The organism is Vibrio sp. THAF64, from assembly GCF_009363455.1.
Classification (GTDB): domain Bacteria; phylum Pseudomonadota; class Gammaproteobacteria; order Enterobacterales; family Vibrionaceae; genus Vibrio; species Vibrio coralliilyticus.
Window position 1 is genome coordinate 3,261,374 of record NZ_CP045355.1, and the last position, 20,798, is coordinate 3,282,171.

General features: G+C 46.6%; 21 protein-coding genes and 4 tRNA genes. 6 read left to right on the forward strand and 19 right to left on the reverse strand.

The annotated features are described in order from the left end of the window. Nucleotides 1–4 precede the first annotated feature (4 nt). From rpoB to FIU99_RS15240, 12 genes are all read right to left on the reverse strand, one after another. Nucleotides 5–4,033, reverse strand: a complete 4,029-nt coding sequence (rpoB, locus tag FIU99_RS15185) for a DNA-directed RNA polymerase subunit beta (RefSeq protein WP_006957112.1) — start codon at nt 4,031–4,033, stop codon at nt 5–7. Nucleotides 4,034–4,264: 231 nt separating this feature from the next. Then, nucleotides 4,265–4,633 (reverse strand): 50S ribosomal protein L7/L12, encoded by a 369-nt coding sequence (rplL, locus tag FIU99_RS15190; RefSeq protein WP_006957113.1) that lies wholly within the window; start codon nt 4,631–4,633, stop codon nt 4,265–4,267. Between the two features lie 58 nt (nt 4,634–4,691). Further along, on the reverse strand, nt 4,692–5,186 hold the full coding sequence (gene rplJ, locus FIU99_RS15195) for a 50S ribosomal protein L10 (protein ID WP_006957114.1): 495 nt from the start codon (nt 5,184–5,186) through the stop codon (nt 4,692–4,694). Nucleotides 5,187–5,466: 280 nt separating this feature from the next. After that, nucleotides 5,467–6,171, reverse strand: coding sequence for a 50S ribosomal protein L1 (gene rplA, locus FIU99_RS15200; protein ID WP_004747603.1), 705 nt, complete (start codon nt 6,169–6,171; stop codon nt 5,467–5,469). A 4-nt stretch (nt 6,172–6,175) separates the two neighbouring features. Continuing rightward, nucleotides 6,176–6,604 carry a 50S ribosomal protein L11 gene (rplK, locus tag FIU99_RS15205; RefSeq protein WP_006957115.1) on the reverse strand — a complete coding sequence of 143 codons (429 nt, stop codon included), beginning with the start codon at nt 6,602–6,604 and terminating at the stop codon, nt 6,176–6,178. A 143-nt stretch (nt 6,605–6,747) separates the two neighbouring features. Next, nucleotides 6,748–7,296, reverse strand: coding sequence for a transcription termination/antitermination protein NusG (gene nusG, locus FIU99_RS15210; RefSeq protein WP_006957116.1), 549 nt, complete (start codon nt 7,294–7,296; stop codon nt 6,748–6,750). A gap of 13 nt (nt 7,297–7,309) precedes the next feature. Continuing rightward, nucleotides 7,310–7,690, reverse strand: a complete 381-nt coding sequence (secE, locus tag FIU99_RS15215) for a preprotein translocase subunit SecE (protein ID WP_006957117.1) — start codon at nt 7,688–7,690, stop codon at nt 7,310–7,312. 277 nt (nt 7,691–7,967) lie between these two features. After that, complete coding sequence (gene tuf / locus FIU99_RS15220; protein WP_152472353.1) at nt 7,968–9,152, reverse strand: elongation factor Tu; 1,185 nt, start codon at nt 9,150–9,152, stop codon at nt 7,968–7,970. Nucleotides 9,153–9,287: 135 nt separating this feature from the next. Next, nucleotides 9,288–9,363 (reverse strand) — tRNA-Thr (locus FIU99_RS15225). Nucleotides 9,364–9,376: 13 nt separating this feature from the next. Further along, a tRNA-Gly gene (locus FIU99_RS15230) sits at nt 9,377–9,451 on the reverse strand. 35 nt (nt 9,452–9,486) lie between these two features. Continuing rightward, nucleotides 9,487–9,571, reverse strand: a tRNA-Tyr gene (locus FIU99_RS15235). Between the two features lie 34 nt (nt 9,572–9,605). Further along, nucleotides 9,606–9,681, reverse strand: a tRNA-Thr gene (locus tag FIU99_RS15240). Nucleotides 9,682–9,889: 208 nt separating this feature from the next. Between FIU99_RS15240 and coaA the strand changes: the two genes are divergently transcribed. Continuing rightward, a complete protein-coding gene (gene coaA, locus FIU99_RS15245) occupies nt 9,890–10,813 on the forward strand; it encodes a type I pantothenate kinase (protein WP_152472356.1) in 924 nt (307 codons plus the stop codon). A 49-nt stretch (nt 10,814–10,862) separates the two neighbouring features. Here coaA and FIU99_RS15250 read toward each other — a convergent pair whose 3' ends face one another. Together FIU99_RS15250 and FIU99_RS15255 are read right to left on the reverse strand one after the other, a co-directional pair. Further along, nucleotides 10,863–11,288, reverse strand: a complete 426-nt coding sequence (locus tag FIU99_RS15250) for a DUF805 domain-containing protein (RefSeq protein ID WP_039951080.1) — start codon at nt 11,286–11,288, stop codon at nt 10,863–10,865. Nucleotides 11,289–11,313: 25 nt separating this feature from the next. Beyond that, on the reverse strand, nt 11,314–11,661 hold the full coding sequence (locus FIU99_RS15255) for a 5-carboxymethyl-2-hydroxymuconate Delta-isomerase (RefSeq protein ID WP_006957120.1): 348 nt from the start codon (nt 11,659–11,661) through the stop codon (nt 11,314–11,316). 286 nt (nt 11,662–11,947) lie between these two features. On the opposite strand from FIU99_RS15255, the gene tpiA reads away from it, so the two are divergent. Beyond that, complete coding sequence (gene tpiA / locus FIU99_RS15260; protein ID WP_006957121.1) at nt 11,948–12,718, forward strand: triose-phosphate isomerase; 771 nt, start codon at nt 11,948–11,950, stop codon at nt 12,716–12,718. Between the two features lie 110 nt (nt 12,719–12,828). Beyond that, the gene (locus FIU99_RS15265; RefSeq protein ID WP_172974068.1) at nt 12,829–14,172 is read left to right on the forward strand and encodes an MATE family efflux transporter; all 1,344 of its coding nucleotides are present in this window, start codon (nt 12,829–12,831) and stop codon (nt 14,170–14,172) included. Nucleotides 14,173–14,218: 46 nt separating this feature from the next. Here FIU99_RS15265 and rraA read toward each other — a convergent pair whose 3' ends face one another. The 3 genes from rraA to efp all read right to left on the reverse strand — a co-directional run bounded on the left by rraA (nt 14,219) and on the right by efp (nt 16,412). Beyond that, nucleotides 14,219–14,737, reverse strand: a complete 519-nt coding sequence (gene rraA, locus FIU99_RS15270; protein WP_006957124.1) for a ribonuclease E activity regulator RraA — start codon at nt 14,735–14,737, stop codon at nt 14,219–14,221. Nucleotides 14,738–14,813: 76 nt separating this feature from the next. Further along, nucleotides 14,814–15,731 (reverse strand): 1,4-dihydroxy-2-naphthoate polyprenyltransferase, encoded by a 918-nt coding sequence (locus FIU99_RS15275; protein WP_006957126.1) that lies wholly within the window; start codon nt 15,729–15,731, stop codon nt 14,814–14,816. A 114-nt stretch (nt 15,732–15,845) separates the two neighbouring features. Then, nucleotides 15,846–16,412: an elongation factor P gene (gene efp / locus FIU99_RS15280; protein ID WP_021458016.1), complete on the reverse strand. Its 567-nt coding sequence runs from the start codon at nt 16,410–16,412 to the stop codon at nt 15,846–15,848. A 33-nt stretch (nt 16,413–16,445) separates the two neighbouring features. On the opposite strand from efp, the gene epmB reads away from it, so the two are divergent. The 3 genes from epmB to FIU99_RS15295 all read left to right on the forward strand — a co-directional run bounded on the left by epmB (nt 16,446) and on the right by FIU99_RS15295 (nt 18,560). Continuing rightward, nucleotides 16,446–17,468, forward strand: a complete 1,023-nt coding sequence (gene epmB, locus FIU99_RS15285) for an EF-P beta-lysylation protein EpmB (RefSeq protein WP_006957129.1) — start codon at nt 16,446–16,448, stop codon at nt 17,466–17,468. Nucleotides 17,469–17,470: 2 nt separating this feature from the next. Next, nucleotides 17,471–17,962, forward strand: a complete 492-nt coding sequence (locus FIU99_RS15290; protein ID WP_039951081.1) for a type II secretion system protein — start codon at nt 17,471–17,473, stop codon at nt 17,960–17,962. Between the two features lie 82 nt (nt 17,963–18,044). Beyond that, complete coding sequence (locus tag FIU99_RS15295; RefSeq protein ID WP_006957133.1) at nt 18,045–18,560, forward strand: MgtC/SapB family protein; 516 nt, start codon at nt 18,045–18,047, stop codon at nt 18,558–18,560. 42 nt (nt 18,561–18,602) lie between these two features. On the opposite strand, the gene pfkA is transcribed toward FIU99_RS15295, so the two are convergent. Together pfkA and fieF are read right to left on the reverse strand one after the other, a co-directional pair. Beyond that, entirely contained in the window at nt 18,603–19,565 is a 963-nt protein-coding gene (gene pfkA, locus FIU99_RS15300; RefSeq protein ID WP_006957135.1) for a 6-phosphofructokinase, read from the reverse strand. Nucleotides 19,566–19,852: 287 nt separating this feature from the next. Then, nucleotides 19,853–20,761, reverse strand: coding sequence for a CDF family cation-efflux transporter FieF (gene fieF, locus FIU99_RS15305; RefSeq protein WP_006957136.1), 909 nt, complete (start codon nt 20,759–20,761; stop codon nt 19,853–19,855). Between the last annotated feature and the right edge of the window lie 37 nt (nt 20,762–20,798).

The following is a 20,798-nucleotide window of genomic DNA, read 5'->3' on the forward strand; positions in this document are numbered from 1 at the left end:
GGGATTACTCTTCGTCTTCTAGCTCGATGTTGATACCTAGCGAGCGAATCTCTTTCAACAGTACGTTGAACGATTCTGGCATGCCAGGTTCCATGCTGTGGTTACCGTCTACGATGTTCTTATACATCTTAGTACGGCCGTTAACGTCATCCGACTTAACGGTTAGCATTTCTTGTAGGGTGTAAGCCGCACCGTATGCTTCCAGTGCCCATACTTCCATCTCACCGAAACGCTGACCACCGAACTGAGCTTTACCACCAAGTGGTTGCTGAGTTACTAGGCTGTACGAGCCAGTAGAACGAGCGTGCATCTTGTCATCAACAAGGTGGTTCAGTTTCAGCATGTACATGTAACCAACCGTTACAGGACGCTCAAACGCATCACCTGTGCGACCATCAAACAGCGTTAGCTGACCAGATTCTGGTAGGTCACCTAGTTTCAATAGCTCTTTGATTGATTGCTCAGACGCACCGTCAAATACTGGAGTCGCGATCGGTAGACCACCACGTAGGTTCTTGATCAGCGTACGAACTTCATCATCAGATAGAGACGCAACGTCTACTTTCTGACGAGTATCGCCAAGGTCGTAAACTTTTTGTAGGAAGTCACGGAACTTAGCCAGCTCTTGCTGCTCTTTCACCATCTGGTTGATCTTGTCACCGATGCCTTTCGCTGCCAGACCTAAGTGAACTTCTAAGATCTGACCGATGTTCATACGCGAAGGTACACCCAGTGGGTTCAGTACGATGTCAACCGGCTGACCTTTCTCATCGTAAGGCATGTCTTCAACAGGGTTGATCTTAGAGATTACACCCTTGTTACCGTGACGACCGGCCATCTTATCACCAGGCTGGATACGACGTTTAACCGCTAGGTAAACCTTAACGATCTTCAGTACACCAGGTGCTAGATCATCACCTTGTGTGATCTTACGACGCTTAGTTTCAAACTTCTTATCGAAGTCAGCACGTAGCTCGTCGTACTGCTCTGCTAGCTGCTCAAGCTGAGTCTGTTGAGCATCATCTTCAAGCGTTAGCTCTAGCCACTTCTTACGATCAATAGCGTCTAGTTTCGCTTCAGTGTAACCACCGTCAAGAAGTACAGCTTTAACACGGTTTAGAAGGCCACCCTCAAGAATCTGGAATTCTTCAGTAAGGTCTTTCTTCGCTTCTTTAAGCTGCATCTGTTCAATTTCAAGTGCACGTTTGTCTTTTTCAACACCGTCACGAGTAAATACTTGAACGTCGATGATCGTACCTGATACAGAGTTTGGTACGCGTAGAGACGTGTCTTTAACGTCTGACGCTTTCTCACCGAAGATAGCACGTAGTAGCTTCTCTTCAGGCGTTAGCTGAGTTTCACCTTTAGGCGTTACTTTACCTACAAGGATGTCACCGCCTTTCACTTCCGCACCGATGTAAACGATACCTGACTCGTCTAGTTTAGACAGAGCAGACTCACCTACGTTTGGAATGTCAGCTGTGATTTCTTCAGCACCAAGCTTAGTATCACGCGCCACACAAGATAGCTCTTGAATGTGGATCGTAGTGAAACGGTCTTCTTGAACTACGCGCTCAGATACTAAGATCGAGTCTTCGAAGTTGTAGCCGTTCCAAGGCATGAATGCGATACGCATGTTCTGACCAAGTGCTAGCTCACCAAGGTCTGTTGAAGGACCATCAGCAAGAACGTCACCACGTGCAACTGGCTCACCCGGCATCACACATGGACGCTGGTTGATACACGTATTTTGGTTAGAGCGAGTGTATTTAGTTAGGTTGTAGATATCGATACCTGCTTCACCAGGGATCAGCTCGTCTTCGTTTACTTTAACAACGATACGAGAAGCATCTACAGACTGGATTACACCACCACGTTTCGCTACTGCTGTAACACCAGAGTCAACTGCGATGTTACGCTCGATACCAGTACCAACTAGAGGCTTGTCAGCCTTAAGTGTTGGAACGGCCTGACGTTGCATGTTCGCACCCATCAATGCACGGTTCGCATCATCGTGTTCTAGGAACGGGATAAGCGATGCAGCGATAGATACAACCTGGTTAGTTGCAACGTCCATGTAGTCAACATGTTCGCGTGGGTGTAGGCCAGATTCACCTTTCTGACGAGCTGTGATTAGCTCTTCAGCAAATGTACCTTGCTCAGAAAGTACCGTGTTCGCCTGAGCGATAACGTACTGACCTTCCTGAATAGCAGATAGGTAATCAACTTCGTCTGTTACTACGCCATCTACTACGCGACGGTATGGAGTCTCAAGGAAACCGTACTCGTTACAACGCGCAAACGCAGATAGTGAGTTGATCAGACCGATGTTTGGACCTTCAGGCGTTTCGATAGGACACAGACGACCGTAGTGAGTTACGTGTACGTCACGTACTTCGAAGCCAGCACGTTCACGAGTAAGACCACCAGGACCCAATGCAGAGATACGACGCTTGTGCGTCACTTCTGATAGCGGGTTGTTTTGGTCCATGAACTGTGAAAGCTGTGAAGAGCCAAAGAATTCTTTAACCGCAGCAGAGATAGGCTTAGCGTTGATTAGATCTTGAGGCATGATTGCATCAAGGTCACCAAGGCTTAGACGCTCTTTAACAGCACGTTCAACACGTACTAGACCAACGCGGAATTGGTTTTCAGCCATTTCACCAACTGAACGGATACGACGGTTACCTAGGTGGTCGATATCGTCCACTTCACCGATGCCGTTACGGATAGCGATAAGCTTCTTCATCACTTCAACGATATCAGTTTCGTCAAGTGTGCCTTGCTCTTGAGCATCTTCACGTTCGATAGAGCTGTTGAACTTCATACGACCAACAGTCGATAGATCGTAACGCTCTTCTGAGAAGAATAGGCTTTCGAATAGGGCTTCAGCAGCTTCTTTCGTTGGTGGCTCACCAGGGCGCATCATGCGGTAGATTTCTACCAGTGCAGAAATACGATCAACAGTACTGTCGATACGTAGTGTGTCTGACATGAATGGACCGTGATCTAGGTCGTTCGTAAATAGAACTTCTAGAGCTTTATGGCCTGCCTGAGATAGGTTCGCTAGTGCTTCAAGACTGATTTCTTGGTTAGCCGCAACGATGATCTCGCCAGTCGCTTCGTTGATGTAGTCTTTCGAAGACACTTTGCCTACGATGTACTCTACTGGTACTTCGATGTGCTCAACGCCATCTTTTTCAAGCTGACGGATGTGGCGTGCCGTTACACGACGACCTGTTTCAACGTAAGTCTTGCCGTTTGCTTCGATATCGAATGACGCAGTTTCACCACGTAGACGATCAGGAACCAACTCCATAAGTAGAGTTTGATCTTTAACCTCGAAGTTCACCTTCTCAAAGAAGATGTCCAGGATCTCTTCTGTCGTCTTACCTAGTGCGCGAAGAATGATAGATGCTGGTAGCTTACGACGGCGGTCGATACGTACGTATAGGTTGTCCTTAGGATCAAACTCGAAATCAAGCCATGAACCACGGTAAGGAATGATACGTGCGTTATATAGAACTTTACCTGAAGAGTGGGTCTTACCTTTATCGCTGTCGAAGAATACACCTGGGCTTCTGTGCAGCTGGGATACGATAACCCTCTCGGTACCATTGATAACGAAGGTACCATTGTCTGTCATAAGCGGAATTTCGCCCATGTAGACTTCTTGTTCTTTAATGTCTTTTACAGTACCTGCTGGCGCGTCTTTATCAAAGATAACTAGGCGTAGTTTTACGCGAAGTGGTTTTGAGTAAGTTACGCCGCGAATTTGACATTCTTTAACATCAAATACTGGCTCACCAAGACGGTAGCTAACGTATTGCAGCTCGGAATTGCCGTTGTAGCTCTGAATTGGAAATACAGAACGGAAAGCAGCTTCAAGACCGTATTGACCTTCAGGATCCTGTTCGATGAATTTTTCGAACGAATCGAGCTGGATCGATAGCAGGTATGGAATGTCCAACACTTGTGGACGAGTACCAAAGTCCTTACGGATGCGCTTTTTCTCGGTATAAGAGTAAACCATGGGGTTCCTCAGCTCGCTGATAAGTGACCCAAACTGTCTCCAATCGTTATGAGACAGTGACTAACACCTGTTTGAATGTAGTGACATTTCATTAAGCTGTAATGAAATGTTTTTTGCTAGGAACCTGGGTGCTCAAACAGCGGAAAAATCACCCAACCCCTACAGCGCAAAAAGGCCGGTGGTTATAAAACCACCAGCCATTAGCCGTTAGGCTAAGAAACTATGCAATAATTACTTAACAGTAACACTTGCACCAGCTTCTTCTAGCTGAGCTTTAAGAGCTTCAGCTTCATCTTTCTCGATGCCTTCTTTTAGAGGTGCAGGTGCGCCGTCTACTAGAGCTTTAGCTTCTTTAAGACCTAGGCCAGTTGCGCCACGTACTGCTTTGATTACAGCAACTTTGTTACCGCCAGCAGATTCTAGGATTACGTCGAATTCAGTTTGCTCAGCAGCAGCTTCGCCACCAGCAGCGCCGCCAGCAACAACAGCAGCAGCAGCAGAAACACCGAATTTCTCTTCCATTGCTTCGATTAGTTCAACAACTTGCATTACAGACATTTCTGCAACTGCGTCTAGGATTTGCTCGTTAGTAATAGACATAACAATTCTCTTTTAAAATCAACAATAAGTTTAATTAGCAACCAGTAAAAAGCAAGGCTTATGCCGCAGCTTCTTCTTTTTGATCGCGTAGTGCAGCGATAGTACGTACCAGCTTGCCTGCAGAAGCTTCTTTCATGCACATCATTAGGCGTGCAATTGCTTCGTCGTAAGTTGGTAGTGTCGCTAGTACTTCAGCATCAGTAACTGCGCCTTCAAATGCAGCAGCTTTGATCTCGAACTTGTCGTTCTCTTTAGCGAAGTCTTTGAAAAGACGCGCTGCGGCACCTGGGTGCTCGTTAGAGAATGCGATTAGAGTAGGACCAGTGAAAGTGTCTGTTAGACACTCGTAGTCTGTACCTTCAACCGCACGACGCGCTAGAGTATTACGAACAACTTTCAGGTAAACGCCCGCTTCACGAGCTTGTTTACGTAGAGAAGTCATCGCGCCTACTTCAACGCCACGAGAGTCAGCTACAACTGCAGAAAGTGCACCACTGGCAGCTTCGTTGACTTCAGCAACAATTGCTTTTTTGTCTTGAAGGTTTAAAGCCATCTTGGATTTACTCCTGGTTGTCGTTACACCACTCACTATTATCACAACAGTGAGAGCTATTGAGGTGCTTCCCAGAAGAAAGGTAACTATTTACATAGAGCTTTCTGTCAGTTCGGGCACCATCTACGTAGGGTAATTAAGTCTTTATTTATCAAATAAATTCAGACACCTACGGTCTTGGACGGAGACTGGGTCTTAATTCTTACAGAACCAAAGTTCAGCCCCAACCACAAATATTAGGCGCGAAATTATACACAAATTTCGCGCCTAAGCAAATATATTAGTTTGCTAGAGTGTTCAGGCTAGCCTGATCAACAGCAACACCAGCACCCATAGTAGTAGAGATGCTTACTTTCTGCAGGAATGTACCCTTAGCAGAAGATGGCTTAGCTTTCTTCAGAGCCACTAGAAGTGCTTCTAGGTTCTCTTTGATCTGCTCAGCAGAGAAGTTTGCTTTACCGATAGTAGTGTGGATGATGCCGTTCTTGTCGTTACGGTAACGAACCTGACCAGCTTTAGCGTTCTTAACTGCTTCAGCAACGTTAGGAGTTACAGTACCAACTTTAGGGTTTGGCATTAGACCGCGAGGACCTAGGATAGTACCTAGTTGACCTACAACGCGCATTGCATCTGGAGAAGCAACAACTACGTCAAAGTTCATTTCGCCTTTCTTCACTTGCTCAGCAAGATCTTCCATACCAACGATGTCTGCGCCAGCTTCTTTAGCTGCTTCAGCGTTTGCACCTTGAGTGAAAACTGCAACGCGGATTTCGCGGCCAGTACCGTGAGGTAGTACAGTTGCACCACGTACGTTCTGGTCAGATTTACGAGCATCGATGCCTAGGTTAACAGCAACGTCTACAGACTCAACGAATTTAGCAGTTGCTAGTTCTTGAAGAAGAGCAACAGCTTCGTTGATTTCGTATTCTTTAGTTACGTCAACTTTTTCGCGGATTACGCGCATGCGCTTAGTTAGTTTTGCCATGATCTTAACCCTCTACCACTAGGCCCATTGAACGAGCAGTACCCGCGATTGAACGCTTCATTGCTTCGATGTCAGCACCAGTCATATCAGCAGCTTTAGTTTCTGCGATTTCTTGGATTTGAGCGTCAGTTACAGTACCCACTTTTTCAGTGTTTGGACGACCTGAACCAGACTTAACGCCAGCCGCTTTCTTAAGAAGAACTGCAGCAGGTGGAGTCTTAGTGATGAACGTGAAAGAACGGTCGTTGTATACAGTGATAACAACAGGAGTCGGTAGACCTTTCTCGATAGATTCTGTTTTTGCGTTAAACGCTTTACAGAATTCCATGATGTTAACACCGTGTTGACCTAGAGCAGGACCAACTGGTGGACTTGGGTTTGCCATACCAGCAGCAACTTGCAGCTTGATGTAAGCTTCAACTTTCTTAGCCATGATTTTTCCTAATTTTGGGTACAAACGCTAATCGACCGATCAGCTCCCCGTTTACGTAAATAACTTTTTGCTTCGACAGAAGCAAAAAGGCGCGAAATTATAGTCATAATTCGCGCCTTAAACAACCCTAAAAAGGTGTTTTTTTAATCAAGTTTTTCAACCTGACCAAACTCAAGCTCAACTGGTGTTGCACGACCAAAGATCGACACAGACACTTTCAGGCGGCTCTTCTCGTAATCCACTTCTTCAACGGTACCGTTGAAGTCAGCAAATGGACCATCAGTAACACGTACCACTTCACCGGCTTCGTACATAGTACGCGGACGAGGAGACTCGCTCGCTTTCTCAAGACGGTTAAGGATAGCGTCAGCTTCTTTATCAGTGATAGGAGCTGGACGGTCAGAGGTACCACCAATGAAGCCCATGACACGTGGCACGCTGCGTACTAGGTGCCATGATTCATCGTTCATGATCATCTGAACGAGGACGTAACCAGGGAAGAACTTACGCTCAGACTTACGACGTTGGCCTGCGCGCATCTCCACTACTTCTTCAGTAGGGACTAGAACTTCACCAAATAGCTCTTCCATGCTGTGCATTTTGATATGCTCGCGAAGAGACTGAGCTACACGGCCTTCAAATCCAGAGAAGGCTTGAACCACATACCAGCGTTTTTTAGGAGCTTCACTCATGAATTAAAACCCTCTATACCCCAGTCACAAAGTTGACAAGACGAACCATAATGCCGTCGATGCCCCAAAGTGCCAGAGCCATTACAATACTTACAGCTAAAACGATCAAAGTCGTTTGCACAGTTTCTTGACGCGTTGGCCAAACTACTTTGCGAACTTCCATACGAGATTCTTTAGCGAACTCGATCGCAGCTTTACCTTTTGTTGTTGTAGCTGCAACACCAAGTGCCGCAGCAATTAGTACAACAACACCTGCAGCGCGAATCACTACAGACATTTCACCATACAGGTAATTACCCACAACAGCGGCAGCTAGCAGAACGAAAGTGACAATCCACTTGAAGATATCTGCGCCATTTGAGCTTTCAGGAGTTTCAGCATTATTTGCTTTCATAAAACCAAACCTGTCACAAGTCTTAATATAGACGACAACAACCCCGCTGTTGCAGGGCAAATCCATGAAACGACAACCTTATCGATTGACGTACTCTTTCTTAATGACCAAGAAGCAACATCTTGGGCAAAAAATCCTGCTTAATATCTGCTTGGATAAGAAATTAGCAAACATTATATTTAGTGCAGAAAAAGGGCATCAAATGATGCCCTTTTTGCTACTGGTTCGTCAAATCTTATTCAAAGATTTTTCAGAAGTCTTCAGCAATTCCTGAGAATTAGTCGAAGATCTTAGCAACAACACCAGCACCTACTGTACGGCCACCTTCACGGATCGCGAAACGAAGACCTTCGTCCATTGCGATTGGTGCGATTAGCTCTACAGTCATCTTGATGTTATCGCCTGGCATTACCATTTCTACGCCTTCTGGTAGCTCGATGTTACCAGTTACGTCAGTTGTACGGAAGTAGAACTGTGGACGGTAGCCTTTGAAGAACGGAGTATGACGGCCGCCTTCGTCTTTAGAAAGTACGTATACTTCTGACTCGAACTTAGTGTGTGGGTTGATTGACTTAGGAGCCGCTAGTACTTGACCACGCTCTACTTCGTCACGCTTAGTACCACGTAGAAGTGCACCAACGTTCTCACCCGCACGACCTTCGTCTAGAAGCTTACGGAACATCTCAACACCAGTACAAGTAGTTGTTGTAGTCTCTTTGATACCTACGATTTCTACTTCGTCACCTACTGTTAGGATACCACGCTCGATACGACCAGTTACTACTGTACCACGACCCTGGATTGAGAATACGTCTTCGATAGGCATTAGGAATGGCTGATCGATTGCACGCTCTGGCTCTGGGATGTAGTTGTCTAGTGCTTCTGCAAGCTCAACGATCTTGTCTTCCCACTGCTTCTCGCCGTTTAGTGCGCCAAGTGCAGAACCCTGGATAACTGGTAGGTCATCACCTGGGAAATCGTACTCAGATAGAAGTTCACGAACTTCCATTTCTACTAGCTCAAGTAGTTCTTCATCGTCAACCATGTCACATTTGTTCATGAATACGATGATGTATGGGATACCAACCTGACGGCCTAGTAGGATGTGCTCACGAGTTTGTGGCATTGGGCCATCTGTCGCAGCAACAACTAGGATACCACCGTCCATCTGTGCAGCACCTGTGATCATGTTCTTAACATAATCCGCGTGTCCTGGACAGTCTACGTGTGCGTAGTGACGAGTTGGAGTGTCGTACTCAACGTGAGATGTTGCGATTGTGATACCGCGCTCACGCTCTTCTGGAGCGTTATCGATTGATGCGAAGTCTTTCGCTTCACCGCCGTACACTTTAGATAGAGTTGTACAGATTGCAGCAGTTAGAGTTGTTTTACCGTGGTCAACGTGGCCGATAGTACCAACGTTTACGTGCGGTTTCGTACGTTCAAATTTTTCTTTAGACATGAGTTGTCCCTCTAGGTACGGATTTAGGTGGCTTTGATGACCACGCAACCAAAAAGTATTGGTGATAAACTTCTCTTAATCACTAAACGTAGTTTAGTTAAAAGAAAGTATCAAAAGGAAACATTGCTTAAGAGCTGGTGCTGATAGGCAGACTCGAACTGCCGACCTCATCCTTACCAAGGATGCGCTCTACCACCTGAGCTATATCAGCACTCAAATTAGAGTGGAGCGGGCAGCGGGAATCGAACCCGCATCATCAGCTTGGAAGGCTGAGGTAATAGCCATTATACGATGCCCGCAACACGTAACTCTGTGAGCTATTTCCTTAAGAATATGGTGGAGGGGGACGGATTCGAACCATCGAAGGCAGTGCCAGCAGATTTACAGTCTGATCCCTTTGGCCACTCGGGAACCCCTCCAAATTTTTAATCCATTTCACTCATAAAGGAGAAATGGTGCCGACTACCGGAATCGAACTGGTGACCTACTGATTACAAGTCAGTTGCTCTACCTACTGAGCTAAGTCGGCATAAGTGGTGCGCATTCTATTGAAGGAATCTCTACCTTGCAATAGCTAAATTAAAAAAAAATGCGATTTTAACCAGTTTCTGCTTATTTGCTGAAAAATCGCACAATTTACTCGATAAAAGCGTTTTATCTCCGCCGAGTTATTTGGCAATTTGCGCGGGTTGTTGTATTTTCGCAGCTCTCTATCGCGAATCTCAGTTAGGAAGACTATGACGCCATATCTCTCTTTTAATCGTCAGCAATGGGCCGAATTGCGTAATTCCGTCCCGATGACGCTATCCGAAGAGGATCTCATTGAGCTACAGGGCGTCAATGAAAGCCTAACCATGGAAGAAGCGGTTGAGATCTACCTGCCACTTGCGCGTCTACTCAACTTGTATGTTGCCGCCAGACAAAGTCGTAACTCTGTTCTCAACAACTTTCTGGACAATCAGGAAAGTGCGCCGCCTTTTATTATTGGCATTGCAGGCAGTGTCGCGGTGGGGAAAAGCACAACGGCTCGTCTACTTAAAGCGCTACTTTCGCGCTGGGAAAATCACCCAAAGGTTGAACTGGTGACGACAGACGGTTTTCTTTACCCTAAAAAGGTATTGAACGATCGCGGGATCATGCATCGTAAAGGCTTTCCTGAATCTTATGATATCAAGCGTTTGGTCGAATTTGTTTCGGATGTGAAAGCTGGCAAGCCCAATCTTGAAGTTCCCGTCTACTCACATATCACTTATGACATTACCGACAATGTCAAAGTAGTAGACCGCCCAGATGTGTTGATCATTGAAGGACTCAATGTTCTGCAAAGTGGTATGGACTATCCACACGATCCCCATCGTGTGTTTGTCTCTGATTTCCTCGACTTCTCTTTATATGTCGATGCAGAATGTGATGTTATTGAACAATGGTACGTGGAACGCTTCCTGAAATTCCGCTTAGTTGCCTTCACCAAACCCGGCTCTTACTTTAGTCACTATACCGAACTGACTGAGAAAGCGGCGATAGAGAAAGCGCACTCAATCTGGCAATCAATCAACGGCATCAACCTCACGGCTAATATTTTGCCGACCAAGGGTCGTGCTCACCTTATCTTGAAGAAAGCTCGCGACCACAGAGTCGAAGAAGTACTGTTGCGAAAATAGCGAGAATCTATCAAGGGTTGATGACATAGCCTCAACCCTTCTCGACGTTCTATTTCAACTCAGCGCCGTACTGGTTTTCACCTTCTGTTCCTTTGAGGAAACCGCACTCAACTAGAATCCAAACACCACATATCAATGCAGCCAATGAACTGAAGGCTTGCAACGTGGTTGATTGTGCCATCTGCGTGGGATCGCCAGCTGGTACTGTCATGCGCCCTATCACCAAGGGAACATTCAATAGTAGCCACCAGCTCGATTTACCTCTGTCATGCCATCGCTTGGCCGTTATTGCTAAATCTGGGATCAGAACAACAATCAAAAACACGGGCAAAAGCAAATGCGCCTGACTGGGAAACAACACATTCATGCCAGCGGCAAAGCCCACAATTATTGTGTAATAGACCACATTCCATATCCAGTAGATCTTTCGCCCTACTCGCCCCTGAAATGAAAACAACAGCTCTTTCATCGACATGATTCCTTACCTAAAAATCAAAATGTTAATTTAGCACTTTTTGAAAACACTCTTTATCCATATCTCGAATATTCACCGTCAAGCTATGGACGTGACTGGCTTGCTCCTGCAACACATCCATCAACTGGCGTGAGAGGTCTCGCTTTTGCTCCGCTGTTCTCCCGTCAAGCAGTTCAAAACTAATATGGATAAAGTCAACGTTATCGCCATCTTCTCCAATCAGCCAATTATGGCAGCGTAGCGCTCGGGATTTCACGGAAGGCGCGTCAAAAAGCCCGCATTGAAGCGCCACTTGATGCAGGTCCTCCAATAGACCTTGCACATTCACGCGTTCATCGACGGAGTTAGAGTATTCCATTACTAAATTTGGCATTGTAGTCCTCAAATGTAAGAGAGTTTCAAAAAATCACTAAAAATACTCCATCACTATTACCAATTTCAGCTGCTATTTCCGAGCGAAAAACCAGCATAATGCATTATGGATCACTGCTGAGAGCAGAGCTTATACCAATTATGCGCGGCTATAGCGGTAACCATTAAGTCAGAACCGAACAAGACATGACACTAGTCATGATTTGGTCGCTTTAATCTGTTATATTCCTACGAAGATTTTTTACATTAATGAACTTTCTACATTAAATACAAAGGGAGATATTCCTATGCGTCGTCCTGTAGTGATGGGTAACTGGAAACTTAACGGCAGCAAAGCAATGGTAAAAGAGTTGCTAACTGGCCTTAACGCGGAACTTGAAGGTGTTGAAGGTGTTGACGTAGCAGTAGCTCCACCAGCGCTTTACATTGATCTTGCTGAGCGCGTTATCGAAGAAGGCGGTAACAAGATCATCCTAGGTGCTCAGAACACTGACCTGAACAACAGCGGTGCATTCACTGGCGACATGTCTCCAGAAATGCTGAAAGACTTCGGTGCTTCTCACATCATCATCGGCCACTCTGAGCGTCGTGAATACCACAACGAATCTGACGAGTTCATCGCGAAGAAATTTGCTTTCCTAAAAGAGAACGGCCTGAAGCCTGTTTTCTGTATCGGTGAATCAGAAGCTCAAAACGAAGCTGGTGAAACTGAAGCAGTATGTGCTCGTCAAATCAACGCAGTTATCGATGCATACGGTGTTGAAGCACTTAACGATGCGATCATCGCATACGAACCAATCTGGGCTATCGGTACTGGTAAAGCAGCAACTGCTGAAGATGCACAGCGCATCCACGCTTCTATCCGTGCACTAATCGCAGCGAAAGACGAAGCAGTTGCAGCTCAAGTTGTCATCCAATACGGTGGCTCTGTTAAGCCAGAAAACGCTGAAGCTTACTTCTCACAACCAGACATCGACGGTGCTCTAGTGGGTGGTGCTTCTCTTGATGCGAAGAGCTTTGCAGCAATTGCTAAAGCAGCGGCAGCAGCTAAAGCGTAATTTTTCCTTTAGGAAAATTCTTATTAAGGTCAGCGCAAGCTGGCCTTTTTTGTGTCTCACACATCAATCAAGTATCCTACGCTTTTCCGCCCCAAAAGTAGTTGTACCGAATGCAGGATAAGCACGGCCTTTTGACTGGCCCCATCCCTCTCGTGCTCCGTCAGATGACCATTCCGATGACTTTCGGCATGGTGGCTATTCTGATGTTCAACTTAGTGGATACCTTTTTTATCTCTCTGCTCGGAACTGAAGCCCTTGCTGCCATCAGCTACACTTTTCCGGTGACCTTCGCGGTCAACTGCATCACGATGGGGATTGGCGTCGGGCTATCAGCCAATATCGGCCGCTTACTCGGGCAAGGACAATCCGAAGATGCAGCACGCTTCTCAAGTCATGGATTGGTTCTAGCGGTGACGTTAGTCGCGCTTGCATCTGGCTTAGGCTACTTCACCATTGACCCATTGTTCCTTGCTCTTGGTGCAGAACAAGAACTGCTGCCCCTGATAAACCAGTACATGCACATCTGGTACCTGACGATTCCATTACTTGTTGTCCCCATGGCAGGCAATAGCGCAATTCGTGCGACCGGGGATACCAAAACACCCGCCAAAATCATGATGCTTGCGGGCTTAATCAATGGCGTGCTCGATCCATTACTGATTTTTGGTTATGGGCCATTTCCTGAACTTGGGATCCAGGGTGCCGCCATCGCCAGTGCCCTAAGCTGGTTTGGCGCCTTAATCGGCTCACTGTATGTGTTGGTGAAAAGAGAAAAACTTCTCGCCTTACCCCACTTCAAAACACTATGGGCTGACTGGCGACAAATCCTAAAAATTGGCACTCCGGCAGCTCTCTCCAACGCGATGAACCCGTTGTCCGGTGCCATTCTGATGATGCTACTCTCCAGCCACGGCACCGCGGCAGTGGCCGCTTATGGTGCTGCCCAGCGGGTTGAATCCATCCTCATCATTGTATTGATGTCGCTAACTTCAACTTTGACACCATTTATTGCTCAGAATGTTGGGGCGAATAACCCTCAACGTAGCTTCGCTGGGCTATTCCTCAGCATGCGCTTTTCGCTGCTTTTCCAGTTTGGGATTTTTATCATGATGGTTCCGCTGAGCATTCCACTCGCGGCGCTTTTCTCTCAAGAACAAGCGGTGAAAGATCTGCTTTGGCACTATTTGCTTGTAGTGCCATTTAGTTACGGTTTTCAGGGAATCATCATGATGTTGGTGTCTGGCCTGAATGCACTGCATGAGCCGCTCAAAGCATTCCAATGGAGCTTTATGCGCTTGTTCATCTTTACCTTGCCTTGTGCATGGATTGGTAGCTACCTGTACGATATTGAAGGGCTATTTATAGGCATTGCGCTCGGCAATATATTGGGTGGCGTCCTGGGCTATCTTTACGCGTTGAGAGTCCGACGCCAATTCTTAGCAGAAGCCACATAGCAAAACACCGACCTTCAAGGTCGGTGTTTTTTTGATTCTTTACCGCTTAGTCGGCGATAAGCTCATCTTCTTCGGTGTCGAGCTCAACATCCAACGGTTCTTGAGACAAGATGACCCCAGTATTATCAGCGTAGAGGTAATCTTCGGGAATGAAGGTGACGCCTCCGAAATTCACTGGCACATCCACCTCACCCACACTCTGCGATACCGCCCCAACCGGAATTGAAGCGAGAGCTTGAATGCCAATACTCATGTCTTCCAGTTCATCGACCTCACGAACACAGCCATAAACGACTAGGCCTTCCCATTCGTTTTCTTCAGCCAGTGACGCCAATTCTGCATCAATCAAAGCACGACGTAATGAACCTCCACCATCAATCAGCAGTACCCGACCTAAACCATCCTGTTCGAGTACTTCTCGAATCAGACCGTTGTCTTCAAAACACTTCACCGTCGTGATCTGTCCAGCAAATGAGGCGCTGCCACCAAAATTGCTAAACATAGGTTCTACTACATCTACTTGTTCTGAGTAAATGTCACATAAAGCCGACGTATTGTATTCCATAGTGTTCCTTCCCATACGGTTCGTCATCTCCATCGAGTATATAGGGACATTAAGTCATTGCAATGACAAGACTCAATTAACTGGCCAGAGTTTGAGCTATAACCACACCAGCAAACAATAAGTTAGTCACCAGCGAGCACTTCACAATGACTGGCATCATAGGGGCGATTTGCGCAGGCTGCTCTGCCTGCCACACGGCTTTACCATGCTTGTAAATCACCAGCACGCTCAATAAGAACGGTAAGCTCAGCCAAACAGGTACCGGCTGAAGCAGCAGATAGACAATAAACGCAACGACAGCCCCTGCCAATAGCATCGTGTGGTAGTGCTTCGCATTCTTCTGCCCAAGGCGCACCGCAACTGTGCGCTTTCCGCATTCTTCGTCGTTTTCAATATCTCGCATATTATTAATGTTCAACACAGCGACGGCGAGTAAACCACAACCTATAGCGGGTAAAACCAACAAAGGCGCGACGATACCAGTATGGAGGAAGAAAGTGCCGGCGACGCCAAGCAAACCAAAAAAGATAAAGACGGACACATCACCCAGCCCGACATAACCATAAGGCTTATTACCCACGGTGTAGGCGATGGCGGCAACAATTGCCAGCACACCTAAGCCGATGAAAGCCAAAATACTTTGTAGACTGTCGAGTGCATAAAAAACGAGGGCTAAACCAACAAGCATGGTCAAAATGATATTAATCACGATCGCCTGTTTCATGTCAGCCTGAGTCACAGCGCCCGACTGGATCGCGCGCATTGGCCCGAGACGTTTGTCGTTATCTGTGCCTTTTACCGCATCACCATAATCGTTGGCTAAGTTGGACAGGATCTGCAATAACGTCGCAGTGAGAAACGCTAAGATAGCAATCATCCAAGAAAACTGATGAGTAGAATATGCCAGCACACTACCGGTTAAGATCGATACCAGTGCCAATGGCAGTGTTTTTGGTCGAGCAGCGTCGAGCCAGATACGTAAGGACTGTTTCATACTGACTAGTGTAGTCTCATAATCGAGTGCTAGAATTGTGGCACATCAAAGTTAGCGTAGAAACAAAAAAAGGCCACCGAAGTGACCTTTTCTAAATCTTGAGTAAGTTTACGCTTACTTAACGCGACCTACGTATTCACCAGAGCGAGTGTCCACTTTAATCACTTCACCAATAGAGATGAACAGAGGCACTCGTACAACAGCACCCGTTGTTAGTGTTGCTGGCTTACCGCCTGTACCTTGAGTATCACCTTTAAGGCCTGGGTCGGTATCCGTTACTTCCAGCTCAACGAAGTTTGGTGGCGTTACAACGATTGGGTTACCGTTCCAAAGAGTTAGCATACAAGAGTCGTTTTCAACCAACCACTTCGCATTTTCGCCAACTGCTTTTACATCCGCTGCAATTTGTTCGAATGTTTCGTTGTTCATGAAATGGTAGAATTCACCGTCGTTGTACAGGTAGTCCAGATCGATATCCATTACGTCCGCAACTTCTACAGTGTCGCCTGACTTAAATGTTTTCTCTAGAACTTTGCCTGAAAGCAGTTTACGGATTTTAACGCGGTTAAATGCCTGACCTTTGCCTGGTTTTACATACTCGTTTTCGAGAATGACACAAGGCTCATTATCAAGCATAATTTTAAGACCGCCTTTGAATTCATTCGTGCTAACAGTAGCCATTTTTTCCTCTTACCATTCTTCGAGTTAAATTTAATGCCGCACATCATAACCCGAAAAGTCGAATCTGTTGAGCAAAACTGGCTCAAACAGCTAGCGAATGGGATCTCTGATCCTGAAAAACTTCTGCTGCAACTGGAAATTGATCCTTCTCCGTGGCAGAGCGGGTTTGAAGCGCGCAAGCTATTCGCCCAACGAGTTCCGCAAAGTTTTGTTGATCGAATGGAGAAAGGCAATCCGTTTGATCCCTTGCTGCGTCAGGTTTTACCACTCTCAGAAGAATTCGATGTGCATTCTGGGTATTCAACCGATCCTCTCGATGAACAAGACAATCAGGTACCGGGGCTACTGCATAAATATCGTAACCGAGCATTGATGATCGTGAAAGGAGGGTGTGCGATCAACTGTCGCTATTGCTTCCGTCGTCATTTCCCATATAACGAAAACAAAGGCAATAAATCTGTATGGTCGCAGAGCCTAGATTATGTACGACAGCACCCAGAGCTGAACGAAATCATTCTTTCAGGAGGGGATCCTCTAATGGCCAAAGATGAAGAACTTCAATGGCTCATCGGGCAAATTGCAGATATTCAGCACATTAAACGCTTGAGAATTCACTCTCGCCTACCTGTTGTGATTCCAGCTCGCATCACCACCACCTTCACCAAGCTGCTCGCCGGTACTCGCCTGCAGGTCATTCTCGTCACGCACATTAATCATGCCAATGAGATCAATCAGGAACTGAGAGATGCGTTAAGTTCACTCCGCCGTGAGGGTGTTACTCTTCTCAATCAAGGCGTCATGCTTAAAGGTGTCAATGACAGTGTTGAAGCTCAAGTGGCACTCAGCGAGTCGTTATTTGATGCGGGCGTGCTGCCCTACTACATTCATGTATTAGATAAGGTACAGGGCGCGGCGCACTTTTTTATCTCTGATCAGCAAGCCAAACAGATCATGGCGGGCGTCATTGAGCGGGTTTCTGGTTATCTGGTACCGAAACTCACCCGTGAAATCGGCGGCCGAGCCAGTAAAACGCCACTGGATTTACATTTAGAATAATGATGAAAAACAAACAAGGTTTTACTCTGATTGAACTGGTGATCGTGATTGTGGTGCTCGGCATTTTGGCCGTGACGGCCCTGCCTCGATTGCTCAATTTGCAGTCCAATGCCCGCACTTCGGCTTTGCAAGGTTTGAAAGGAGCCATGCAGGGTGCCAACGAGCAGGTGATTGGTCTGGCATCAGTAGAGAATCTAAATGCGCTTTCCAGCGCAACACTAACCATTGAAGGCGATGACGTCGCGATCGTTTACGGTTACCCGAAAGCAGACAATGCTAACGCTTGGTCACAATTACTGGAAACCACCATTGAAGACGCCACATTTGGGTCAGACGGTGCCGATTGGTATTTCAGCAATACCGATCCCAATGATGGTGTGATTCTTTACCTCCCAGCCGACCGCCGTCAGACAGCACAAAATTGCTACCTGCAATACAGTGAAGCCACCTCCTCCTCAGAACCGAGCTTTAGCCTGACCACTTCCGGCTGTTAACCGCTATTTATCCTTAAGACAAATATCTTTTGTTCGCCTAAACCGAGACCACTCTGCATACTTCGCGGTTTAGGAGAACACTATGTACATTTTGCAAGATTCCTTGCTCGACTTAGGCCCCTTTGATTGGCATGCCCTCCTGTGCTGCGCGATAAATGGCCTTCTCATTGGTGTCGAACGTCAAACAAGGGGCAAACCAGTCGGTATAAGAACTTCCATTCTGATCATCGCTGGTACTTATCTGTTTATGTCAATGGCAGCCTCTCTTTCGCCTAACACCTTAGATCAAGCGCGAGTGCTGGGTCAGATCATTACTGGTGTTGGATTCTTAGGCGCTGGAGTGATGATGACATTGGACGGTAAAATCCATGGCGTAACGTCAGCTGCCGTGATTTGGTTGCTGGCAGCCTTGGGACTTATGATTGGTCTTGGCTATTTGCAGCAATCTGTTGTCATTACAGTATTGGCACTGATTGTTTTGCTCGGGGTCGATAAAGCCGAGAATCGAATTCAGGCCCTACGTCGTGGCGTGCATCAGAAAATTCAGCGGCGCAGGAGCTCAAACATCAAAGAGAATTCCCCCTCGCGCGAGACATAAAAAAACCACCCAATTGGGTGGTTTTCTTTTATTCATTGCTGCTTAGAATAACTCTTCCGCAACTTTGTAAAGGTCTTCACGTACTGGACGTTTCATGTTTTCAATCGCGTCGATAATATCGTGATGAACCAGTTGTTCTTTCTGGATACCGACACAACGGCCGCCTTTACCATCCATCAGTAGGTGGACAGCATAGTTACCCATACGAGAAGCTAATACACGGTCAAATGCGGTTGGACGACCACCACGTTGGATGTGACCCAATACTGTCGCACGAGTTTCACGGCCTGTTGCCGTTTCAATCTCTTTAGCCAACTCATTGGCGTCCATCATCAGCTCAGTCAGAGCAATGATCGCGTGCTTCTTACCTTTCTTGATGCCGTCTTGGATATTGTTGATCAGCTTCTGCTTATCCAGTCCCGTTTCTGGTGTGATGATGTACTCACAACCGCCAGCAATCGCAGACATCAAAGTCAGATCGCCACAATGACGACCCATGATCTCTACAATAGAGATACGCTGGTGAGATGAAGAGGTATCACGCAGGCGGTCAATCGCATCAATAACAGTGTTGAGCGCCGTCAGGTAACCGATAGTGTAATCAGTACCAGCAATATCGTTATCGATGGTGCCTGGTAGACCAACACATGGGTAACCCATTTCTGTTAGTTTCTTCGCACCCATGTATGAACCGTCACCGCCAACAACAACTAACGCTTCAATACCATGTTTTTTAAGGTTTTCGATCGCTTTTTCACGCACAGCAACGTCTTTGAATTCAGGGAAACGTGCAGAGCCTAGGAAAGTACCACCTTTGTTGATCACATCAGATACGCTTGAACGATCAAGCTTCTTGATACGGTCTTCGTACAGGCCCAAGTATCCATCATAAACGCCGAAAACTTCTAAACCTTCCGATAGAGCTGTGCGAACCACGCCGCGTACTGCCGCGTTCATGCCTGGTGCGTCACCGCCACTTGTCAAAACACCGATCTTCTTAATCATGCTCACCCTCGATTTTTGGGAATCTTATTTCAATTTTTACGTCAGCAATTTTCAGCCAAATTACTGACAAGATTCTTATAGCTGCGCAATATGTTACCTTGACGGGCAAGGAATACTACTTTTATTTGCACGAAATTATGTAACTTTTCTACTTATGTAAGAGTATTACAGCTTTGCGCTTTCACTGATTTGATACATATCAGGATCACAGTGAATTGTCGTCCCGATGAAAAGATAGTCAATAAGCGCGGTTTTGTCGCTGCGGGCTACCCCTTCCTAATCCTGGTTTACCAATCTTGGATTTTTTGCTCTTTCTCTGGCCCGAAAACTACTGAATAAGGATCCTGGTGGATCAATACATCGGCATGGGGGAATAGCTCAAGTAGCTGATTCTCAACCTGATCGGAAATGCGATGTGCTTCAATCAAAGGAATCTGATCCTCAAGCTCCAAGTGCAGCTGAATGAAACGTGTTGGACCTGACATACGGGTCCTCAATTGATGAACTCCTAAGACTCCATCGACAGACAGGCAGCATGCTTTGATCGCTTCCAGCTCTTCATCTGGCAACTTACGGTCCAGTAAGGTCTGAATCGCTTCCCGTACCATCTGCACAGCGCTATAAAGAATGTACAGACCAATGCCCACTGCAAACACGGCATCTGCCTGAGTTACACCGAACCAACTCAAACCAAGCGCCAACATAATCGCAGCGTTCATGTACAAATCGGACTGATAATGCAAAGAGTCCGCAGCAATGGCCTGGCTGCCCGTTTTCCTCACAACATGTTTCTGGAACTGCACCAGAGCGAAAGTGACCGCAATGGCAAACATACTGACGTACACCCCGTACTCGGGAGATTGCAATTCATGAGGCCTGAAGAAGCGCTCAACACCATTGAGAATAAGAAATACCGCAGAGCCAGAGATAAACATCGCCTGAGCCAATGCAGCCAGAGACTCCGCTTTGCCGTGGCCAAAGGTGTGTTCCCTGTCGGCAGGTTGCAGTGAATACCTGACGACAAAAAGGTTGACCAGAGAAGCGGCAATATCAAGCATAGAGTCAATCAATGAGGCGAGTAAGCTGACCGAGCCCGTTACCCACCACGCCGCCAGTTTTACCACCAGCAGTAACGTCGCGACAATCGTAGCTGTCCAAGCAGCCAGTGTCACCAAGCGCGCATATTCGTGTTTCATAAAGTAAAGCGTTTGAAAAACATTACCTTAAGTATAA

What these genes read in the sequence shown, in the direction of transcription:
- tpiA (WP_006957121.1), top strand. Translation starts at nt 11,948, where the DNA reads ATGCGTCGTCCTGTAGTGATGGGTAACTGGAAACTTAACGGCAGCAAA.
- rraA (WP_006957124.1), bottom strand. Translation starts at nt 14,737, where the DNA reads ATGGAATACAATACGTCGGCTTTATGTGACATTTACTCAGAACAAGTA.
- rplL (WP_006957113.1), bottom strand. Translation starts at nt 4,633, where the DNA reads ATGTCTATTACTAACGAGCAAATCCTAGACGCAGTTGCAGAAATGTCT.
- secE (WP_006957117.1), bottom strand. Translation starts at nt 7,690, where the DNA reads ATGAAAGCAAATAATGCTGAAACTCCTGAAAGCTCAAATGGCGCAGAT.
- epmB (WP_006957129.1), top strand. Translation starts at nt 16,446, where the DNA reads ATGCCGCACATCATAACCCGAAAAGTCGAATCTGTTGAGCAAAACTGG.
- efp (WP_021458016.1), bottom strand. Translation starts at nt 16,412, where the DNA reads ATGGCTACTGTTAGCACGAATGAATTCAAAGGCGGTCTTAAAATTATG.
- tuf (WP_152472353.1), bottom strand. Translation starts at nt 9,152, where the DNA reads ATGTCTAAAGAAAAATTTGAACGTACGAAACCGCACGTAAACGTTGGT.
- pfkA (WP_006957135.1), bottom strand. Translation starts at nt 19,565, where the DNA reads ATGATTAAGAAGATCGGTGTTTTGACAAGTGGCGGTGACGCACCAGGC.
- coaA (WP_152472356.1), top strand. Translation starts at nt 9,890, where the DNA reads ATGACGCCATATCTCTCTTTTAATCGTCAGCAATGGGCCGAATTGCGT.
- rplA (WP_004747603.1), bottom strand. Translation starts at nt 6,171, where the DNA reads ATGGCAAAACTAACTAAGCGCATGCGCGTAATCCGCGAAAAAGTTGAC.
- nusG (WP_006957116.1), bottom strand. Translation starts at nt 7,296, where the DNA reads ATGAGTGAAGCTCCTAAAAAACGCTGGTATGTGGTTCAAGCCTTCTCT.
- FIU99_RS15275 (WP_006957126.1), bottom strand. Translation starts at nt 15,731, where the DNA reads ATGAAACAGTCCTTACGTATCTGGCTCGACGCTGCTCGACCAAAAACA.
- FIU99_RS15265 (WP_172974068.1), top strand. Translation starts at nt 12,829, where the DNA reads ATGCAGGATAAGCACGGCCTTTTGACTGGCCCCATCCCTCTCGTGCTC.
- rpoB (WP_006957112.1), bottom strand. Translation starts at nt 4,033, where the DNA reads ATGGTTTACTCTTATACCGAGAAAAAGCGCATCCGTAAGGACTTTGGT.
- FIU99_RS15250 (WP_039951080.1), bottom strand. Translation starts at nt 11,288, where the DNA reads ATGTCGATGAAAGAGCTGTTGTTTTCATTTCAGGGGCGAGTAGGGCGA.
- fieF (WP_006957136.1), bottom strand. Translation starts at nt 20,761, where the DNA reads ATGAAACACGAATATGCGCGCTTGGTGACACTGGCTGCTTGGACAGCT.
- FIU99_RS15255 (WP_006957120.1), bottom strand. Translation starts at nt 11,661, where the DNA reads ATGCCAAATTTAGTAATGGAATACTCTAACTCCGTCGATGAACGCGTG.
- FIU99_RS15290 (WP_039951081.1), top strand. Translation starts at nt 17,471, where the DNA reads ATGAAAAACAAACAAGGTTTTACTCTGATTGAACTGGTGATCGTGATT.
- rplK (WP_006957115.1), bottom strand. Translation starts at nt 6,604, where the DNA reads ATGGCTAAGAAAGTTGAAGCTTACATCAAGCTGCAAGTTGCTGCTGGT.
- rplJ (WP_006957114.1), bottom strand. Translation starts at nt 5,186, where the DNA reads ATGGCTTTAAACCTTCAAGACAAAAAAGCAATTGTTGCTGAAGTCAAC.
- FIU99_RS15295 (WP_006957133.1), top strand. Translation starts at nt 18,045, where the DNA reads ATGTACATTTTGCAAGATTCCTTGCTCGACTTAGGCCCCTTTGATTGG.